Origin of the sequence: Aminobacter sp. SR38 (assembly GCF_014843375.1) — a bacterium.
In the GTDB taxonomy this organism is placed as follows: Bacteria; Pseudomonadota; Alphaproteobacteria; order Rhizobiales; family Rhizobiaceae; genus Aminobacter; species Aminobacter ciceronei.
Genome location: NZ_CP062119.1, coordinates 1 through 19246, shown reverse-complemented (window position 1 = coordinate 19246; position 19246 = coordinate 1). Strand labels below are relative to the sequence as shown.

Annotated in this window: 21 protein-coding genes and 2 pseudogenes; 11 read left to right on the top strand and 12 right to left on the bottom strand. The window is 57.9% G+C overall.

All coding sequences use genetic code 11. From position 1 onward, the window contains the following. Positions 1-68: 68 nt before the first annotated feature. Positions 69-353 carry a cytochrome C oxidase subunit IV family protein gene (locus IG197_RS33415; protein ID WP_192321619.1) on the bottom strand — a complete coding sequence of 95 codons (285 nt, stop codon included), beginning with the start codon at positions 351-353 and terminating at the stop codon, positions 69-71. Further along, on the bottom strand, positions 350-907 hold the full coding sequence (locus IG197_RS33410; protein WP_192321617.1) for a cytochrome c oxidase subunit 3: 558 nt from the start codon (positions 905-907) through the stop codon (positions 350-352). Before IG197_RS33410 ends, IG197_RS33415 begins: the two co-directional genes overlap by 4 nt. Before the next feature lie 312 nt (positions 908-1219). Between IG197_RS33410 and IG197_RS33405 the strand changes: the two genes are divergently transcribed. Both IG197_RS33405 and IG197_RS33400 read left to right on the top strand, forming a co-directional pair. Continuing rightward, positions 1220-1678, top strand: coding sequence for a hemerythrin domain-containing protein (locus IG197_RS33405; protein WP_192321615.1), 459 nt, complete (start codon positions 1220-1222; stop codon positions 1676-1678). Positions 1679-2042: 364 nt separating this feature from the next. Then, on the top strand, positions 2043-2429 hold the full coding sequence (locus IG197_RS33400; RefSeq protein ID WP_192321613.1) for a diguanylate cyclase domain-containing protein: 387 nt from the start codon (positions 2043-2045) through the stop codon (positions 2427-2429). Between the two features lie 164 nt (positions 2430-2593). Here IG197_RS33400 and tauA read toward each other — a convergent pair whose 3' ends face one another. Both tauA and speB read right to left on the bottom strand, forming a co-directional pair. Beyond that, on the bottom strand, positions 2594-3604 hold the full coding sequence (gene tauA, locus IG197_RS33395; protein WP_192321605.1) for a taurine ABC transporter substrate-binding protein: 1011 nt from the start codon (positions 3602-3604) through the stop codon (positions 2594-2596). A 46-nt stretch (positions 3605-3650) separates the two neighbouring features. Beyond that, positions 3651-4556, bottom strand: a complete 906-nt coding sequence (speB, locus tag IG197_RS33390; RefSeq protein WP_371746628.1) for an agmatinase — start codon at positions 4554-4556, stop codon at positions 3651-3653. 253 nt (positions 4557-4809) lie between these two features. On the opposite strand from speB, the gene IG197_RS33385 reads away from it, so the two are divergent. From IG197_RS33385 to IG197_RS33365, 5 genes and pseudogenes are all read left to right on the top strand, one after another. Continuing rightward, a complete protein-coding gene (locus tag IG197_RS33385) occupies positions 4810-5721 on the top strand; it encodes a LysR family transcriptional regulator (RefSeq protein WP_192321601.1) in 912 nt (303 codons plus the stop codon). Positions 5722-5992: 271 nt separating this feature from the next. Continuing rightward, positions 5993-6377 (top strand): annotated as a pseudogene (locus IG197_RS36485) (IS21 family transposase); the annotation flags it as partial. 174 nt (positions 6378-6551) lie between these two features. Next, on the top strand, positions 6552-7673 hold the full coding sequence (locus IG197_RS33375; RefSeq protein WP_192321597.1) for a Fic family protein: 1122 nt from the start codon (positions 6552-6554) through the stop codon (positions 7671-7673). Between the two features lie 275 nt (positions 7674-7948). Continuing rightward, entirely contained in the window at positions 7949-9487 is a 1539-nt protein-coding gene (locus IG197_RS33370) for a Fic family protein (protein ID WP_192321595.1), read from the top strand. A gap of 378 nt (positions 9488-9865) precedes the next feature. Then, positions 9866-10033, top strand: a complete 168-nt coding sequence (locus IG197_RS33365; RefSeq protein WP_192321593.1) for a hypothetical protein — start codon at positions 9866-9868, stop codon at positions 10031-10033. 256 nt (positions 10034-10289) lie between these two features. On the opposite strand, the gene IG197_RS33360 is transcribed toward IG197_RS33365, so the two are convergent. Beyond that, complete coding sequence (locus IG197_RS33360) at positions 10290-10778, bottom strand: MarR family winged helix-turn-helix transcriptional regulator (RefSeq protein WP_192321592.1); 489 nt, start codon at positions 10776-10778, stop codon at positions 10290-10292. Between the two features lie 64 nt (positions 10779-10842). On the opposite strand from IG197_RS33360, the gene IG197_RS33355 reads away from it, so the two are divergent. Beyond that, positions 10843-11499, top strand: a complete 657-nt coding sequence (locus IG197_RS33355) for a pyridoxamine 5'-phosphate oxidase family protein (protein ID WP_246765541.1) — start codon at positions 10843-10845, stop codon at positions 11497-11499. A gap of 8 nt (positions 11500-11507) precedes the next feature. Beyond that, a complete protein-coding gene (locus tag IG197_RS33350; RefSeq protein WP_192321588.1) occupies positions 11508-12386 on the top strand; it encodes an MBL fold metallo-hydrolase in 879 nt (292 codons plus the stop codon). 163 nt (positions 12387-12549) lie between these two features. On the opposite strand, the gene IG197_RS33345 is transcribed toward IG197_RS33350, so the two are convergent. Genes IG197_RS33345 through IG197_RS33335 form a run of 3 tightly spaced genes read right to left on the bottom strand, consistent with a single transcriptional unit; the run spans position 12550 to position 14467 of the window. Beyond that, positions 12550-13182, bottom strand: coding sequence for a class I SAM-dependent methyltransferase (locus tag IG197_RS33345; RefSeq protein ID WP_192321586.1), 633 nt, complete (start codon positions 13180-13182; stop codon positions 12550-12552). A 24-nt stretch (positions 13183-13206) separates the two neighbouring features. Then, the gene (locus IG197_RS37015) at positions 13207-13665 is read right to left on the bottom strand and encodes a GFA family protein (RefSeq protein ID WP_192321584.1); all 459 of its coding nucleotides are present in this window, start codon (positions 13663-13665) and stop codon (positions 13207-13209) included. After that, the gene (locus tag IG197_RS33335) at positions 13652-14467 is read right to left on the bottom strand and encodes a helix-turn-helix domain-containing protein (protein ID WP_192321582.1); all 816 of its coding nucleotides are present in this window, start codon (positions 14465-14467) and stop codon (positions 13652-13654) included. Before IG197_RS33335 ends, IG197_RS37015 begins: the two co-directional genes overlap by 14 nt. 242 nt (positions 14468-14709) lie before the next feature. Here IG197_RS33335 and IG197_RS33330 point away from each other — a divergent pair, with 242 nt between their 5' ends. Both IG197_RS33330 and IG197_RS33325 read left to right on the top strand, forming a co-directional pair. Continuing rightward, on the top strand, positions 14710-15822 hold the full coding sequence (locus IG197_RS33330) for an ABC transporter substrate-binding protein (protein WP_192321840.1): 1113 nt from the start codon (positions 14710-14712) through the stop codon (positions 15820-15822). A gap of 155 nt (positions 15823-15977) precedes the next feature. Continuing rightward, complete coding sequence (locus IG197_RS33325; protein ID WP_371746621.1) at positions 15978-16544, top strand: aminotransferase class III-fold pyridoxal phosphate-dependent enzyme; 567 nt, start codon at positions 15978-15980, stop codon at positions 16542-16544. Here the strand turns inward: IG197_RS33325 and IG197_RS36480 are convergent. The 4 genes and pseudogenes from IG197_RS36480 to IG197_RS33305 all read right to left on the bottom strand — a co-directional run. Next, positions 16477-17081 (bottom strand): annotated as a pseudogene (locus tag IG197_RS36480) (transposase); the annotation flags it as partial. The gene IG197_RS33325 and the pseudogene IG197_RS36480 sit on opposite strands and share 68 nt — an antisense overlap. A 237-nt stretch (positions 17082-17318) precedes the next feature. Then, positions 17319-17978, bottom strand: a complete 660-nt coding sequence (locus IG197_RS33310; RefSeq protein WP_246765539.1) for a hypothetical protein — start codon at positions 17976-17978, stop codon at positions 17319-17321. Next, a complete protein-coding gene (locus IG197_RS36475; RefSeq protein WP_246765538.1) occupies positions 17959-18279 on the bottom strand; it encodes a hypothetical protein in 321 nt (106 codons plus the stop codon). Before IG197_RS36475 ends, IG197_RS33310 begins: the two co-directional genes overlap by 20 nt. Positions 18280-18289: 10 nt before the next feature. Continuing rightward, on the bottom strand, positions 18290-19048 hold the full coding sequence (locus IG197_RS33305; protein WP_192321577.1) for an IclR family transcriptional regulator: 759 nt from the start codon (positions 19046-19048) through the stop codon (positions 18290-18292). Positions 19049-19246: the final 198 nt, after the last annotated feature.

Genomic DNA, 19246 nt, shown 5'->3' with positions numbered 1-19246 from the left:
CCGGTCCGACCCTTCTATGAGTTTGGGGAAGACGTTCTTTGCGTTTTGGCAAACAAAAGCGGACTGCTTCAGCCTGCTGCGACGGAGACGGCGACCGTCCTCGCCAGAGCACCAATCCCAAGGACCAGGCACCAGCAGAGCAACGCGCGTCGCATCGTCGCGTTGCTGCCGCGCAGGCCCATGAAATCCCTCGCTACAAGGCGCACCTTGAAGAAGGCGAGCCCCAAAACGAACACAAGACCGATGACGGGCCAGGACAGCTGTGCTGCAAATGCACTCGCGCCACTCAGGGCAAGCAACGCAAGCCATGCGAACGTCAGTCGCCTCGGGTTGCTGGGGTCCACGCTGCTCATGCCAGATACACGATCGGAAACATGACGATCCATATCAGGTCGAAAGTGTGCCAGAGCGTTGCGATGAGATGCGTGTTCGCCGGCGCAGCCCGCACACTTACCACCAGCAACACGAAAGCCCCAAATACAACGTGCATCAGGTGGAATCCCGTCAGCAGGAAATAGAGTTCGAAGAACACGCCATAGGCGTCGTCTCCGGCAAAGCCGATCTCGCCGCTGTATTCGGCGAGTTTGATGGCCACGAACAAGAATCCAAGGAGAGCGGCGACTATGAGCGCCCACCTCGCCCGGCCTGGGGATGCATTGGCCGATGTTGCTAGCGCAGCCTGCCAGCCGCTCGTAAGCAGCACGGCGGTGTTAATGGCGGCGAGCGGCGTGTTGAGGTGTAGCCGCGCGGCCGCGAACTGGTCAATTTGCAAGACACTCGCGACAAGGAAAGCGCCGAGCAGGAGGCCGAAGGCGGCAAGTTCGCTCCAGACCAATATCCAAAGGAGAAAATCATCGCTGCCGTCCGCTTCCTCAGCGGCGTGCGTTACAAGTGTGGCTGCTTCCATCCAGCGACCTAATGCTGAACCGCGGGTGGCTTCTTTGTCATGGCGCAAATGTCTTTGTGATCGCGCAAAGACGCGGTCACGCAGGAGGATATGCTCGCAACCTACTCCGGCACCTGAGCTGGCCGGACTCGCGACAATCCGTCGAAAGGAGCCGATATGTCGGACGCACAAATTGGTCTAGCCGTTGCAACTCCAATCATCGTTGGTTTCGCTGGCCTCATGTACCGGATGGGGGTTCTTCAAAAGACTGGCACGATTGCTGCTATAATGTTCACGCTTGCAGTCTTCGCCATATTGTTGATGGGTCAGTAGATGTCCAAGTTGAAGTCGGGCTGCCCCCGATGGCTGGCTGAACTCAATCGCCGGCACTCCCGGCTGCTGATGCTCTGCGACATGCTGGAGGACATCGCCGACTCCCTTCCGCGCCATGTCACGCCCGCCCTGTGCAGGACAGTTGCGACATCTCTTAAGCCAGAACTCGACCGTGTATGCGAGATCGAAGAACGGTTCTGCTTTCCGTATCTCACAGGACTGACGGAGGCGCACGCATCGAGCGAAACCTTGTGCAGGATGAGTCGAGAGCATGAGGGCGACCGGGCCGCGGCCGAAGAAGTAGTCAGGACGCTGGCCAAGCTTGCGCGCGGGCGCAAGGACGTGAACTGGGACGCCACAGGTTACATGCTACGGTCGTTCTTTGTCGGGGTCCGGCGTCACGTCGCGAACGAGCAATGCATGCTCGGTTTCATTGGAACACAGGACTCGCGGCATTGAGCAACGTTGGCGGACCTTGTCCGCAGCGGCCTATCTGTACAGCCCGCGTGGACGGAATATTCCGCTGGAAAAACACCGCGCCATCGGCCTAGTCGCGACGGCATCCGCGCGTCACCTACCTGCAGCAGCGCAAATATTTCTTCCCACCGTATCCCAATTTTCAACCCTTTGGGTCATCGCGTCGCCTTAGCTGGGAGGCAGAGGCGCAATGGTCGACGTGAAGGGAATGTCCAAGCACGGATGGCGGCAATTGGCTGCCTGGACCGGTTTCGGAACACTAGGCCGTGAACCCATAAATCTGCCGGGCTGACGGCGCTAGAGTCCGCTATGCCCGTGAGCGACCGGAATCGTGTCGCGGTGCAACATGTCGCGAAGTGCCAACAGCCGGCATAATGTTGCACCGCGCGCCAGGGGCGGCCATTCCCGCGAAAATGCTGAGTATCAAGCCGGTTTGGACGCTCACGCCATTGATTCAAATCAAGGCAGCTCATCGAGGAATTTAGTTTTTGTGGTCACGGTGCAAACACTATTTCTGGAGTACGCAGTCGCTGAGAGGATTCGTGCCAAGATCAAAGCAATGTCTTTTCGCCCAGACGGAAACGAACACGTGTTGACTGTGAGCGCGGGCGGCGCAGCCTTTTCGCCTCTTCCCGGTTTCGCGGAAATGTTCAAAATTGCTGACCGAAACCTGTACGAAGCTAAGCATGGCGGGCGTGATCGAGTGGCTTTTATGTCCTTCGACGAAATCTAGAACGGCAACACTTCGTAACTGAACAAACGCGTGCACCTTTACTGAGGTCGGAGCTGATTCGGCTGCTTGGGCCGCGCGGGGCGGCAGCAAGAGCCTTCATTGAGACATTCGAGCTAGGGCTCGAATGTCTTAGGTTCCTGCGGTGAAGTGCTTGGCGCGCGAGGCTACCGAGAAGCCGCTAGGTAGTCATCCGCAACGAAGCCGGAATAGTCGTCGAGAACCTTGTCGATCCTGCCTTGAGACTTTAGAAATTCGGCAGTCAGCCTCAGCGTCTTGGCTGCGCCGCCTTCGGCGCCACAGCCCAGCCAAGCACAGGAAGCCTGCTCCTTCAGCGACGGATATTTGTATTGTGATAGGTCTTCTGTAACGGTGCTGGCATCGGCGCCAAAGAGATCTGAAATAAGCTTGATGTTGGCAGAGTCGATCGCCCACGCGGCAGGATTGTTTCTGTAATCGCGGTTGGCGTGGTCGATTACGCTCGTAAACTGCTGCATGAATTCAGCGTTATCCCGGGCAAATTCAGTACTGACGGCCATCCCTTCGAATGTGCAGCGCCCCATCTCACAGATTTGGCCGGCCGTAACGAGGGGGGTGCCATTCCGTTTAAGACGCGCCATCGCCGCGCCCCAAATGAAGGCACCGTCAATGTCTTTGCGTTCCCATGCAGCTGCCGCCTTGTTCGGATCCAGGTTCAGCACGGTGACCTGCTCATCGACGCCCCATTTCTTCAGCGCGTACATGAGTTGGTAGTGGCTCGTGCTCGCAAAAGGGACTGCCAGCCGCTTGCCGACCAGATCCTGTGGCGAACTGATGCCGCTGTCGTTTCGGACATAAAGCGCTTCGGCGCTGGCTATATCCTCCAGCACCCAGAACAGTTTGATGTCCAGCCCTGCGGTAGACGCAACCGCCAACGGGCTCGAGCCAAGCACACTTAGGTCGATGGAACCCGACGCCATGGCGCTTATGATTTCGGCGCCCGTGTTGAACTGGTGCCAGTTGATCGTGTACCCGGTCTCTGTCTCGAAGGCCCCGTCCGCCAGACGGGCGATCCAGGGGCTAGTGGTCAATTGATATGCCACATCAACGATTTTCTGCTCGGCTGACGCTGGACCCGCAAACGACAACGTGGACAAGGCCATTGCACCGACTGCCGCTAGATTTCTGGCGAAATTCATCAGTTCCTCCTCAAATGTTTATCTTTTTCGGTGTGATCGGGTCGGTTTAGCTGTTGGCTTTTGAGACAGTGCTAGCGGCCACGCAGAGGATCTCAAACATCAGCGTGGCCGCCGCGAGAGCTGTGTTGCCGATGGTATCGAATGGCGGTGAAACCTCGACAACGTCGGCGCCGACGCAGGTAATGCCTTCAAGGCCACGGACGAGGCACTGGGCCTCGTAAGTCGTCATACCGCCGATTTCCGGCGTTCCAGTCCCGGGTGCGTAGGCTGGGTCAAGCACGTCAATGTCGAAACTGACATAGGTCGCTTGCGAGCCCACGCGAGCGCGGGTTTCGCGCAGTACCTGTTCGACTCCTAATCTCTTGTATTCGTCGAAGTCGATCACGCGGATGCCCTGATCGCGTCCCCAGCAATCGTCCCCGTCAGCATAAAGAGCGCCACGGATTCCGATTTGCACAGTGCGGTTCGGGTCGAGAATCCCCTCCTCGATTGCCCGGCGAAACGGGGTCCCGTGCGTGTATTTCTGGCCGTCGAAATACGAATCCCATGTGTCCGTATGGGCGTCGATGTGGACCATTCCCAAGGGACCTACGTGCTTACTGATCGCGCGCATGACCGGAAGCGTGCTCAGATGATCACCCCCGACAAAAAGGGGAACGATGCCCGAGAAGCAGACGTCGTCGACGAAACGCTCAATTCGCAGCATCGAATCTGCGAGATCAGCAGGATTAACAGGCGTATCGCCCATATCGGCGCAACGGCAGAGAGCGAAAGGATTCACACCAGTCGCGCGATTGACGTTGCGAACCATAGTTGACGCGTCTCGCACCTGCCGCGGTCCCTGCCTCGCTCCTGGTCGATTGGTCGTCCCGCCGTCCCACGGGATTCCAAACAACCCAATCTGGATGTCGTCCCAATCGGATGAACCGGGAAGAATTAGCGGGAGCCGCATCAATGTCGCTGCCCCCGCATATCGGGGCATTTGTGTTCCGGTCACAGGCGTAAATCGGCGGTCCGCCATTGCATTACCTTTCTGGAATATTCGGTCGACCCGGAATTGATGTCAGGCTGACCCAAGCGGACAAATGCCTATCTCCTCAAGTTGACTTCTGGCCAAACCGAAGTGAGCATCCCGGGCCGCTTTAAGTTTCGATGCCGCCGGCCGGCCGAAAACAGCGTTTCGGGGGGTAATGCACATGAGGGCCGTGTCCGACTTCGATCTTCGCCTTTTGACGGTCTTCAAGACGGTGGTGGAGTGTGGGGGGCTCTCCGCCTCCCAGTCGGCTCTCGACATGAGCCTCTCCAACATCAGTACGCACATGGCGAACCTCGAGAAGAGGGTGGGATTCAAGATCTGCAATCGCGGAAGATCAGGCTTTAAGCTCACGCCTGGCGGAACAGAGCTCTACGCTTCAGTGGAGGAACTTTTCCAATCAATAGATCAATTCCAAAACAAGGCCTGGTGCACCAAAACCCATGTCGGCAAGGAATTGTGTTTGGGTATCATCGACGGGCTAATTTCAGAACGTCAATTCACAATACAGAAAGCGATTCAATCTCTGTCGTTGAAAGAACGTAACGTTTTAATCCGGATGGATATTATGCCTCCGAACAAATTGAAAAGCAGCCTAGCTGAGGGAGACATAGATCTAGCGATTGGCCCAACGTCTATCGTATCAAAGGCTGTCGTTTGCCAAGAGATTTTTCGCGAAAAGATTACGCTTTATTGTGCAAAACACCATGAATTATCTGAGCCGGAAACTCAACAAGAGAGGCTTGTTCGCGCGGGGGCAACCTTTGATTTTGTATCTAGGGGCTATCTGAGAGAGTCCCAGCAGCCAAGTTACATTGACAACTTGAGGACAGCTGCAATTGTGCATTCAATGGAGGCCGCAGCGATGTTAATTCTCAGTGGAAAGTACATTGGCTACCTCCCTGACCATTTTGCGAGAAGATGGGAAGACACAAAGGAAATGACTCGCGTTCTACCAAGCATGACAAGCCATACCGTGCCGTTTGGCGTCATGTATCGTCGTGACCACAAGCTCTCTCGGGGGGCAAAGGTACTTATAGAGCAATTGCGGCCAATGGTGCCCGGGGGCGGCGCATCGGATTGAAGGCAACCGGTCGCTATAAGCCGTCGTCAAGAGGATGCCTCCCACGGAAATAGTGTTGGCTACCGGAGCCAGGGCCGCGACAGTCAGAGCACGCTTTAAGGCGGCAAATCCGTCGTGGCCGCGACGCATTATCTCGACATGGCAGTGCGGATGAACTGTCGTATCAAATTTGTCGGTGACCTGCCACTGAACTTTCATCCAGTGGCGATTAGAGCCTCGGCTGTTTCTGTTACGCCGTCGGGCGCGGGTTGAGCAACCGGCACAGACGTGAACCGGGCTATCGAGGAACACGGTTCGCAAATATTTGCGTGCGGAGCAGATTGAGCCTCGGTTCGCCATTCTCGATTGACCCAGCAAGCTTGATCCTTACGCGAACAAACTATCGGCGATGCTGCGGGTGAAAGCCGGCAAGAGCAGCAAGCACAAGCGACGATTGAACAGTTGCATGCCGATCTGACAGTGCTTGGTTACGGGGGCTCCTACAATCGGGTGGTGGCCTTCGCGCGCGAATGGAAGGCAGCCCGCCAGGATGAGCAGCGCACCAGCGGTCATGGCATCTTCGTGCCGCTGGCGTTCGTGTCGGGCGAGGCACTCCAGCGCGCGATTGGTCGGAAGACTGGGCCATCATTGGCCGTAAGCGGACCAAGCCACAGGTTGACGGGCAGGTCGTGCTGACTGCCGTGAGCGCTCTCTAGCTGACCGCCAGCCGCGTCTCGTTTCTCGGCATGATCCGGGCAATTCCCGGCTCACAAATCCGGTGAGCTATAGATCCAATTGCTATAACTCAGATTTTCGGCAAAAATGAGTTATAGAAAGGAATCCTATAACTCATGAACTGGAACTGGACCCAGCAGGGTTGGCCCGAATTCAAGTATGATGCCGCTCAACTTGCGCCGCTGGAACGACAATTCCTCCTCGCGTCCGGTGAAGTCATAGGTGCAATCCGACACGTCAGTGACGATGATCGGAGCCAACTACGCATAGAACTCCTCATCGACGAAGCCATAAAGACCTCTGAGATCGAGGGGGAGATGCTAGATCGCCTAAGCGTTCAGTCCTCTTTACGCAAGCAGTTTGGTCTCGATGCAGAAACTCGACCGGTTAAGCCCCAGGAGCGCGGCATCGCAGAGATGATGGTCGATGTATACGCAAGCTGGGCCGCGAGGTTAGACGATGAAACACTGTTTCGCTGGCATGCGATGTTGATGACCGGAAACCGTCATCTCGCGACGATTGGCGGATATCGAACGCACGAGGATGCTATGCAGATTGTGTCCGGCAGTCACGACAAGCCCGCCATCCACTTCGAAGCGCCACCGTCGGCGCGAGTTCCCCTGGAAATGGCGGCTCATATCGAGTGGTTTAACAGCTCAGCACCCCACGGCAAAGCTCCCCTTCCGGCACTCACTCGCGCTGGCATATGCCACCTCTATTTCGAGAGTATTCATCCCTTCGAGGATGGCAATGGCAGGCTCGGGCGAGCACTCGCAGAAAAGTCCCTTTCGCAAAGTATCGGGCAACCAAGTCTGATCGCTCTCGCCTTCACGATCGAGCATGGCCGGAAGGCGTACCACAGTCAGCTTGAGAAACATCAGCGCACACTAGATGTCACCGAGTGGCTGGTTTACTTCGCCGAAACAATCCTGGAGGCCCAGCAGACGACGCTAAGGCGCATCGCTTTCTACCTCAGCAAGGCGCAGTTTTACGATCGCTTACGTGGACAGTTCAATGATCGGCAGGAAAAGGCGATTGTTCGGATGTTTCGCGAGGGACCGGCTGGATTTCGGGGTGGATTGAGCGCCGAGAATTACACCTCGATCACTGGGGCCTCACGAGCCACAGCCACGCGCGACCTGCACGACCTGGTGGAAAAAGGAGCGCTTACACGAACCGGCGAGCGGCGGCATACCAGGTATTCTCTAAACTTGCCCCAACCGGCCGAAACCCCTTAGAATTGGCAGCCGTCCTCGGGCATCGACGTGCCATCTGCAATCTAACAAGCGACCGGCTACTCAGGGGCCCGTTAACTGTCAGTCCACTTCGGCGTTTCTCGGTAAGGTCACGGGCGTCAGTTTTGTGATCGGGAAGGTCCACAAGCATCAGGACGCGCAGCGTCACGCCGCTTTCCTCGGGGAGAAGGCGGCGCAATCAAACGACACGATTGACTTGTTTTGGCACGACATCATATACTCGTAATCGCACGGCATAAAAAACTTGATGTGATCCCATGGCTACGCCGAACGAAAAGCTCGCCGACTCCCTAAGCGCCTTGCAAGAGCTGCAAAGCGGGGGGCGGCGTATATTCAAATCCAGCGACCTGAGCCGCGTTCATCGCGAGCGGCTCCTGCAACATGGGTTCCTGCGTGATGTCATCAAGGGCTGGCTCATGTCGACCGGGCCGCAGGCGCAGCCGGGAGACACCACCCCGTGGTACGCCTCGTTCTGGGAGTTCTGTGCCCGCTATTGTCGCGACCGGTTCGGGAATGACTGGTTCCTGTCTCCGGAGCAGTCGCTGTTGCTTCAGACCGAAGCGACCGCGATTCCCCGGCAGGTCATCGTCAACAGCGCCAAAGGGACAAACAACAATCTGGAGCTTCTGTTCGGCACCTCGATCTATGACCTCAAGGTCAAAGAGATGCCGTCAGGAGAAGATTTGGTCGAGCGAAGCGGCCTGCGTCTCTACGCGCCTGACGCCGCCCTTGTGAAGGTCACCGAGTCCTTTTTTCAGCGCGCGCCCATCGAGGCGCAGGTGGTGCTGAGTGCCGTACGCAATGTGTCGGGCATCCTGGGACGGTTGCTCGATGGCGGCCATTCCGCTGTGGCGGGACGCCTTGCCGGGGCTTTCCGTCGCGTGGGCCGCGATGGTTTCGCCGATGAAATCGTCAAGACCATGAAAAGCGCCGGCTACGATGTGCGGGAGAGCGATCCCTTTGCCGCGCAAACCCATGTTCCGGCGGTCGTTGCAGGCGTGGCTCCCATCGTCGCCCGGCTCAATGCCATCTGGGAAAGCCAGCGCGGGCCGGTCATGGAGATATTCCCCAAAGCACCGGGCATGCCTGCGGATAAGAGCCGCTACATGAAGTTTGTCGACGACATCTATGAGAGCGATGCTTACCACTCGCTGTCCATCGAAGGCTACAGCGTGACGCCCGAACTGATCGACCGCGTACGGCAGGGCGGATGGAATCCTCAAATCGATGAAAAGGACAGGCAGAGCCGCGACGCCCTTGCCGCGCGCGGTTATTGGCAGGCCTTTCAGAAAGTGAAGGATTCGGTCGCCGCCATTCTGGACGGCGCAAATCCCGGTGCGCTCGTGCTTGACCAGCACCGGGACTGGTATCGTGAATTGTTCGGCCCATCTGTCGTCGCGGGCATCTTGAAGCCCAGCGCCCTTGCTGGGTATCGCAATCACCCCGTCTATCTGCGCGGCTCGTCTCACGTGCCGCCGCGTTCCGAGGCCGTGCCCGAAGGCATGCAGGCGCTCTTCGATCTGCTGGAAAAGGAGACTGAACCCGCCGTGCGCGCCGTACTGGGGCACTGGCTGATGGGCTACGTCCATCCTTATCCTGACGGGAACGGGCGCATGGCGCGCTTTCTGATGAACGCCATGCTGGCGGCGGGCGGTTATCCATGGACGGTCGTGAGAGTGGAGGATCGCAACGCCTATCTCGCAGGGCTTGAGACGGCGAGTGTGGACATGGATGTCAAGCCGTTTGCCGCGTTCCTGGCGGAGCGGGTGCAATGGTCGATGGAGAAGGCGGCGTGAAAGCGTTGGTGTCATATGTTTAATTTGCTCGTCTCCGGCCACGGCGAATGGTGGGAAACACAGCCATTCACCTCAACCATTGACCGGTTCAAGGAATATAGCGGCGTGGCGGCCGAGGCTATCGACCTCGCGCCGTGAGACACTGCGTCAGCTGGAGCAAATACCTACGTTATTGATGTACGAAGTCGGTGCCGGCGGCCCGCATGTCCGCGTAGTCAGACACGGACGCATCCGCAATATCGTCCGGCGGGGGCACGAACTGGCTTTCACCTTCGAGCCTGACCCGGAACATGCCTATCTCGACAGGGCGGAAGTATTGAGAATTTCGGATCAGCTGGGGGCATTGCTCAGTTTGAGCAGCACCGGACGCACTGGGCGATGAAGGACGGCGACATTCCCGCAGAGCTGATTGCCACGGGTACCGCTGAACGTGCGCAGCCCGTAGCGAGTGGCGAGTTCGATGATGTCTGCGGTCAGTGCCGCCTCGTCGGCACGCCCACCGGCACCTTGCGTTGGGTCGATCGATGGATTGCTATGCCGATTTGACGCGTGTCGTCGTTGCCTATCTGGCTGCCTACGACAACTTTCTCACGACCAAGCCGAAACGATTGGAGGAGGCGTGTCGATTGCAACAAGCTTTGCGCTTGGCTAGACCAAGCGATCCGAGGTTATGCCGCTCCTTGGGTGCTGGCTCCGAGCTGCGGCGGGAGCCGATGCCGAAAGCGCAATCGTCCAATACGCGCTCAATTGGCAGATGTTGGACGCGCGTCTCATGGCTGTGACGCCACTAATTGCCCACGGGTTAGTGTCGCCCTTCCAGCTCAAGCCTGCCCGCAACAGCAACAAGCCATTTGCGAAGCTCAGCTTCATTGATACTCGCCGCCTCTTCTCGCAATACCATTTCGACACGTTCCGAACGCTCACGGGCCTCGGTTAGCAAGCTTCTACCGTCATCCGTGAGTTGGAGTCGGTGGATACGCTTGTTCTCTCGAGACAGAGTTTTCGAGACCAACCCGCGGGTATCAAGCCGTTGGACGACTTCATGTGCACTCTGAGGTGTTAACATCGAAAGACGAGCGAGGTCGGCGCTCGAAAGATCCGTATAGGAATTTATCATGGTGAGTGCTGAATACTGAGCAAGACTGAGGCCGAGATCAGCAAGAGTGCGATCAACGGCCTGCTGCGCAGCCGTGCTGGCTTGGCGCAAAAGATAAAGCAAGTAGCCCTCGAGGCCTCGCCTGCCCTCGCCAATATTCGGGATGTTTGTTCCATCTCTTCGCATCTTCGCCATGTTGACTCCAATATCAGGGACCTGATAATATCAAGCTTCTAATCACGCATTCCAGGGGTCGAATATGAGCCCAAGCCCAGCAGCTCCAATCTCTCAACGTACGCGTGTGAGGCGATTCCACCAACGTGGCTTCTATGACCGCGATACAATAATCGCGATCTTGGAAGCTGGTTTTCTATGCCATGTTAGCTTCGTCCATGAAGGGCAACCATTTGTCATGCCAACGCTTTATTGGCATGATTCTGAGAATTTGTATTTTCACGGCTCGACTGCGAGCCGCTTGATCAAGGTTGCTGCTGGCCAAAGTATCTGCGTTACCGTCACCCATTTGGATGGGCTCGTGCTTACGCGCTCTGCTTTCCACCATTCAGCCAACTACCGCTCCGTGACTATCGTTGGAAAGGGCACCTTGATCTCCGATCCCGAAATATGCTCCTTGCAATTGCGGTTGATGATGGAACGTCTCTTTCCTGGGCGCTGGGACGCATTGCGACCAGTTACAATCCGCGAACTCAAGGCAACTCGCATAATCGCCGTTCCACTCGCAGAGGCTTCGGCCAAAGTGCGTGTCGGGCCACCAGATGAGGACAACGAGGATCTCACGTGGCCGGTATGGGGAGGCGTTATTCCCATACACTCGGTTGTCGGCGCCCCGGTGCCTGACACGATCACCGAGAATCAGCAGATCGGTGAGCACCCGCATTGTGCCGTTAGTCCGTAATTCGAGCGATGCCCGAACACAGTCGTACTCATCAAGCAGAGCTTCAAATACTGGGCTCCGGTGGACCAATGCACGGCGGCGGGCGCGGTAGCGCGGCTTATCTACTCAGGCTTGAGGGCATGCCCCCCCTTGTCGTTGACATGGGAGGTGATACGCCACACGCATTGGCCCGAGTTGGGGTACGCCCAGGAGAAGTGGGCACCCTGTTAATTTCGCATCTCCATCCCGATCATGTTTCGGGCTTTCCCGATTACTTTTGGGGTGAACTGACAGCTGGACGTTCAAGGGCACTTCAGTTGATAGCTCCCCCCGCAGGCAACGGCTTTCCCGACATTAAGACATTTTGGCAAAGGCTATTTGGGCCGGATGGTGCCTATTCATGCATGTCGACGCTTGTGTCCAACCCTAGCTTTCCAATCAACTTCTTGACCGCTTTCGCACGTGACGAACCGGTCGCATTGGATGAAGCCCTAACGGTTTCAACGCATAGCGTTGAGCACGGTCAGGCACCGACACAGGCGTTTCGGATTGACGGCATTGGATTTTCGATCGTTTTTGCGGGCGACCAAGTTATGCGCGATCCCGCCTTTGTTAGGTTTGCGGATGGCGCAGACATGATGGTCGCGCACCTGATTGCGAACAGGAGGATTGCCGGAAAACCTCTCGCCGATGTTGTGGCGCTACCTGAAGACATTGGTCGCACAGCAAATCTGGCCAACATCCAACATCTCGTGCTGTCCCATCTTATGGAAGCACCGAGTGATGAGAGCGGTGGGGATCTGTGGTCCCTAGCGGCATTGGAGGACGCGGTGTCGGATATACGCCAGCATTATTCAAACAAGATCAGCGTGGCGGAGGACCTAGCCACGTTCTCAATCGGCCGATGAGCCGTATTCAATGGCTAGGGGTAGCTAACTTTAGAATTCGATCTCCGGCGCATATCCCTCCGACCCAGCTAACCGACTGCGAAGGTGAGAGCATTGTCCAGCAAATAGCTGCGGTCATGGCTTCTTGGGACGGTTATTGACACCACATTGGTGCCGGGTACCCTCAATCTTGCAATCGCTGAGCCCAGATATAAGCGCGCTGCGTCTCGACTTCCGCACCAGCGTATGGCTCTCGAAGTATAGATTCTGTCACTCTGAATCCCGTTTTCTCAAGTGTCGAGTTTACCTGTGCAGGCAAAAAGAACTGGAAGTCGAGATTCACGGTTTGGCCCAGAAACTCACTGAAATGGCGTCGCTCGTCGCCAACGTGGAAGGCAAGGAGAAGCCACCCTTCTGGGGTTAACACACGATGCATCTCTGTGAATGCGTCGCTCAATTGGTCGCACCGCAGATGGACGATCGAATAGTACGACACTATGCCTGTAAATAAGGACTCCGAGGTTTCGTTCAATCCCAACATATTGGCTTGATAAAACGCAATTTTTTCGTGTCGAGCGCGCGCTTGGCGGATCATCTCGGAGCTTATGTCAATGCCCACTACGGAGTTTGCGCGGCGGGCAAGATAGGCTGCAACGTGACCGGGGCCGCAGCCAAGGTCGCATACCGTCCCTCCTCGTGTTCGATCGATCAACCAGTCCAACATTACTCGGTCGAATGCCTTGCGTTCCAGCTCGTCGCAGAAATGGGCAGCATATCGACGGGCAATCTGGTCATAGCTTCTTGCAATATGGTCCACGTGGGTCATCCTAGTGCTCGGCGGTCATGCATCCACATCTTGCCAGAACTGAGCGAGCCCAACCGGCAACGGCTCCCAAGGCGCTCGCGATTCTAGGTGTATTGCAATAGTTGGCTTGAACTGAGCCGGATCATCCAGAGTGCCAGCGTAAAGGATCGTTGTACCGGCAGCAGATTGCGGGTTCGCGAACAGGCGCGCTCCGCATCTTGGGCAGAAGGAACGGACAATCGGCTGACCCGTGCCGCCGCGCTTTATATGTTGTTCGGTGTGTCCTGTAACTTCAAGCTGATGAGACGGGACGCCTACGAATGGAACCCGGCCGCTTCCTGAAACACGACGACAGTCGCAACAATAGCAGAAGCCACCGAAATCCGGTTTGCCTCGGGCGCGGTAACGTACCTGGCCACAAAGGCAGCCGCCCGCGAGGGTGGTCTCGCCGTCGGTGTCATCGAGGCCAACTTCAACGTCGCTAGATTGCACCATGCGAGATATCGCCTCCTTCCCGTTTGTCTTCAGCCACAGAGGCCAGCGTCCACAAGGTGCTTTTCCAGCCAGTCGCGAAACAATCGCGGTCCTCGTCGGAAACCGGACCGGCGACTTGGTGCTGGAGAACTACACGTGTTCCCTCGTCCTGTTGGATGAGGTCCATTCGCCAGTATCCCGAGACAGGGCCACGCAATCCCATGGCGCCACGGACAGCCAACGTGCGGGTCGGATAGAACTCCTCGATTACGCCCCAGAGGCTTCCTCCGCCTTGATCATTGAAGGATGCAAGCGCTGCTTCAAGCAGCCCAAGCCGACCTCCAACATGCGCCTCGAATACAAGGTTTTCAGTTTTACCCCAGCACCTAGGCCACCAGCCAGCGAGGCCCATTAGCGCGCTCCAGGTTGCAGTCGCATCCCGAGCAACAAGATGTTCTGCGCGAATGTCTATTCCCGAACCCATTATTTCCGCTCCTTCGCTCTCAGCAACCACGCTAAGCGTTGTCAGCACCGCCGCTGCAGATGCCGAAAACGGCTTCAGCCAGCGATCATATGCATATTGCAGCGGCACCGGATTAAGGTGATTGAGTCTCTCCCGCCCCCTACGCTCCACCAATATCAATCCCACTTCTGCGAGCACGCTGAGGTGCCCCATGATTGCGTAGCGTGATGTTGGAAAATGAGCACAGAGCTGCTGTGTCGTCTTCGGGCCGTCGCGCATCAAATCCAGCAACGAACGCCGCGATGGATCAGCAAGCGCGCGCCAGATCGGTTCCGTTTCGGGGATGACTTGACGACCCATATGTGACTAATTACAAACATATCAATAATTGTCAAGGTTGGGGGAGATACAGTTTCAAGTCGACCGCTCGCCGTCGTGGACGCGCTCCATTACGACGCGGTATCAGAATTCTGGAAATTGGGTACGGGACTGGAGCGATGGTGCAGATGACTATTCGAGAGTTCGACGTCGTTTCGCATGAAACGGGGTGAGATGCTCGTTCGACAAACTTGCTAACCGAATTGTGGAGGGAATGCTGAATGATGAACAAACCGTCATTACCAACGCGACAGCTGTCATCGGGCGTATCGAATGTGCGGATCGGCGCTCTGATCCCACTGACCCGGCCTGGCTGGGCGGAGGCAGGCAGACACCTTCTCAACGGACTTGAACTGGGCGTATGCGAAGTCAACGATGCTGGTGGGATCAACGGACGCCCCCTTGAGCTGTTGGTCCGCGATACTGCGGCTGATCCAAATCGTACCGTGGCAGCGGTGGATGAACTGGACTCTCTGGGCGTGGCTGCCCTGGCTGGCGAGTATCACAGCGTCGCTGCTCGAGCCGCCGCCTTAAGGGCTGACGCAATCGGCTTGCCGTTCCTTTGCTCGTCGGCGGTCCTCAACGCCCTCACCGAACAGCCAACGAAATGGGTTGCGCGGCTGGCGCCGATGCAATCCCATGGCTGGCAGAGCTACGCAGACTTCCTCTTCAAAGCGGGTCATACTCGAATTGCCGTGGCCATTGAGCCGAGCATCTATTGGGCATTCGGTGCGAGCATTCTGCGAGAGTACTTCGCTTCACGTGGAGGCTCCATCATCGAACTCGACATGCGCGTGTGCGCGCCGATGGCCTTGTGCGACGAACTGATTGCCAATGATGCGACCGCCCTCCTGCTTCTGGTGGGTCATCCAGAGCCGGCACTATCGATCGTCAAGTCGGTACGCCGCGATCAACGCCTGGGCGGGATCTTGATTGGCGCACCAGCGGGGCAACCGGAGTTCGCCGAATGGGCGTTGCAACTGGGGGACGACGGCACAGAAATTCCATTCTTGCGCTACTTGCCCGATCGCTTGGGCTCGCTTGGCGCACGCATCCAGGCCGCGCTCATTGCGCGGCTGGGCGAAGCACCCTCCTTTGTCGCCTTCGAGGGTTACGACACCATTACTGTTCTCGCCCATGTGATGCGCTCCAACGGCACCGACCGAGTGCGCATTGCTGAATCTTGGTCAAGCATTGCAGTTGAGGGTACGCGTGGCAGGATCTCGTTCTCGCGTGCGACCGGAAATGGTGTCTGGCAATGGGCTTGCCCGCCGGTCCAGATCGTCGACCGGGACCCGGCAAACCCAGATTCCTTTAGGGTCTTACACGCCAGTTGATTAAGCGGCTGATACGAACGCTCGCTGTGTGGGGTCAAGTTGTCTGTCGTATGCTGGGACTGAACATCTAGGGTCAGGACCTATTAATTTGGTTTGATCTGTGATTCAGGTTTTCCATTTGACGGCCTGATGGTTGATTTGTTTCTGCATGAGCCATGCGCAAGATGGCGCGACTTTCGCCGCATTTTCCGTTGGCCCATGGGGTGCTGCGTGTCGATGACCGACGTGCGACGCCTCCGCCAAATCAAGTCCTCCCAATACTGGAAACGAGTCATGATCACGCATGTCATTCGTCGCGCCCTGAAGTCTGCCCTGCCTTATGTGGCGGGCGGCGAAGGCATCACGCTTACGGATGCAGAGGGGCGCAGCTATATCGACGCCTGCGGGGGGCTGTGTCCTGCCTGGGCCACGGCAATCCGGCCGTTCTGGAGGCCATGGCCGCGCAGGCGAGGCAGGCCGCCTATGTCCACACCAGCTTCTTCACCTGCGAGCCAGCCGAGAAACTGGCGGCACTCATTGCCGAAAATTGTGGCGGCGACCTAAACCATGTCTATTTCGTCGACAGCGGCTCGGAAGCCACCGAGACCGCGCTCAAGATGGCCCGCCAGTATTGGCTGGAGGCCGGCCAGCCACAGCGAACGAGAGTCATCTCGCGCCGTCGTGGACGCGACCAGTCCTACGGCCCGTGTGCCGGGCAAGCAGCATGCTGTTCTGGCGCATGATGCGGGAAACACGCTTGTGATTGAAGACCGGCTCGCCTGTCCTGGTGCGGTTTCTGTTCACCACGGTCGTGTTGCGGCGATAACCATAGGTCGGGCGCTTGTCGACCAGGCGGCGGACCAGTTGCACCAAGGCGTCGTCCTCGGGTTTGCGATATGGCCGGGGCTTCAGTGTGAGATGCACCTTGTCATGGAGATGGGAACGAGCCACCCCGAGGGGCTCGGCGACCGCCTTCATCGGGAACCGTCCCTCGGCTGCGAAAAGAGCCGCAGGCTCGGTTTTTTTGACACTGACTTTGCCAACGCCTCTTTGAGGATCTCCACCTCCATCGTTTTGCGGCCGAGAAGCCGTTCAAGGTCGCGAACGCGCTCCTCCAACCGCCGCACTTCAGAACTCCCAACCACAGGTTCGTCCGATCCCACCGCTGCCGCTCCGCCTCTCGTCAACAGACGACGCCAACGATAGAGCAGATTTGGCGCGACGCCACGTCGTCTGGCGACGGACGACACCGTCTTGCCTTGGAGGAAACTCTCCTCGAGGCGATGTCACGTTGTCGAGAACTTGTGCGACAATGGGTGGTTTTACCTTGCGGGTAGTACGATCATGGGCCAGAGGGCGCCATAAATCTTACGTTGCCCCACCACCGAAAGGTGGCGGGGCATTTTTCGCGCTCATAAGTTCCCTTGATATCTGGCGGCCTCACGCCACGAGGTCGAGCCGGCGTGCGAGATCCGCGAATTCCGCCGCCGACAGGTTCGGCCGAGCGGCGAATTCCATCACCGCGTCGAAGGCTTCGCGGGGAAGGCTTCGTAGACCATTCGGTCCTCGCGCCTGAAGGTGATGGCCGAGCGAACCAGATCTATAAGCTTGGCAATGCGCGCATCGTCGTTCGCAAGTTCGAGGCCGCGCGCCTTGGCGATCGCCGTTTCGCGTGCGCCGATCAGGGCATTGATCAGGCGGGGGTGTTTGTGGATGAAGAAGATCAGGCCTAGGGCCGAACCGTTGCCGACTCCGAGATAACGGCGGATCGACGTATCCAGAGGTACAGCATTGTCTGACTTTAGGCGCGCCAGGTGCTCGACGAGGTCGCAGGAATATTCACGCATCATGTAGGCGGTGAGAAGCTGCGCTTGAAGCACACCCCCCAGCGGGTGATCGCGGCCGAGCGAGGGGAATGACCTGGTGCCGAAGGTGCCGTTGCCGTCGAGGCCCGTATTGCGCATGAGGTAGCAGACCTTCGACAGGTCTTCGATCGCGGGCTGCCGGCCGTCGGCGAGCGCGTCCAGCGTCTGATCGAAGACGCGCATGGAGCGGTTTGAGCGGCACCAGATCAGAGCGTTGGGAGTGGCGCGGCCGGTATAGAGCTTGGGAAGTTCCCGGCGCGCGGCCTCGATGTCTTCTTCAGTCGCCGCCCCCTCATTGAGCGTGCCCATCATGTCCCAGGCCTGTCCGATGATGCGACCGGTGCGTGCGGCGCGGCTTGGCGGCCGCGAAAAGGCGACGAAACTGAATTCGCGGTCGGGGGGCTTTGATGGAATAGACGACCGTACCCTCGGCATTGGCGTTGACGTCGAAGCGGGCGATCGAAATATCCCATTGTTCGCGCAGCATTCTGTTCATGAAGGCACGCGCGCCGCTGAAGCGTGATGGCTGGATTGCCGCCAGGTTTTCGGGCCTCATCACCTGCGACGCCGCGCGCATGCGTGCCGGCTCACCGGACCTGTTGGTCTGCGTCATGACGGTCATTTCACCGATGTCTTCCCTGCTGGATGTTGGTCATTTCGCCAGCCGCTTCGAGCAGCGGCCGCTTGAGGGTTTCGAGATCGAAACGCGTCTCCGGCAAGACCAGCGACAATGTAGCAAAGCATTTGCCGTTGAGGTCGAAAACCGGCGCCGCGAGCGCGATGACGCCGCTATGAGTGTAGCCACTCGAGATGGCGTAGCCATTGGCGCGGGCTTCGGCCAGGATCTCTTCGGAGGCAAAAGGCTCGCCGCTCTGGCGCAAACGCGCAAGCGTCGGCTCGTCTGCGAAGGCTGTCAGAATGCGACCCGAAGCCGAGCCCTCTAGCGACATCGTCGTGCCGATCTTTTGTTCTGCACGCAGCAGGCTGTCGGACTCGACGCGTGAGACGATGAATGGCAGCCCACGATCGATGATGGCGACTGATGCGGTTTCCTTGACCTTGGCCACCAGTGCCTCGAGCACCGGCTGGACTCGCGTGCCGAGATCGGCCTGCTCCAGCGCTGCGCCGGCAAAGCGGCACGCATGCATGGAGAGCCGGTAGCGCATCTCCTGGTCCTGTTCGACCCATCCCGCCTCGATCAGCGTCAACAGTCTCTGATAGGCGGTCGGCCGCGACAGCTCCATGGCTGCGGCAATCTCCGGCAGCCTCATGCCCCGCGGGCTCGCGGCGAGAACGTCGAGCACGGCCAGCGTCTTGATGACCGTGGAAAGCGACCTGACGCCGTTTTGCTCTTGTATTCTATTTGAATATGACGTATCCATGTAGAATACACTGGCCGAAGCTGCGCCGTTGTCAACAGTGCACGCGCGCTCCAGGCGGTTCGACGGCCTTATCTCATTGGTTTCGGCTGACAAAAATTTCAGGACGGAACGTTGCCCGCTCCGAGCGGCATCAGTTGCAAATGCCGTTTGGGGAGCCAGACCAAGCTGTTTGGGGAGCCAGACCAAGCTTGCGGCCAC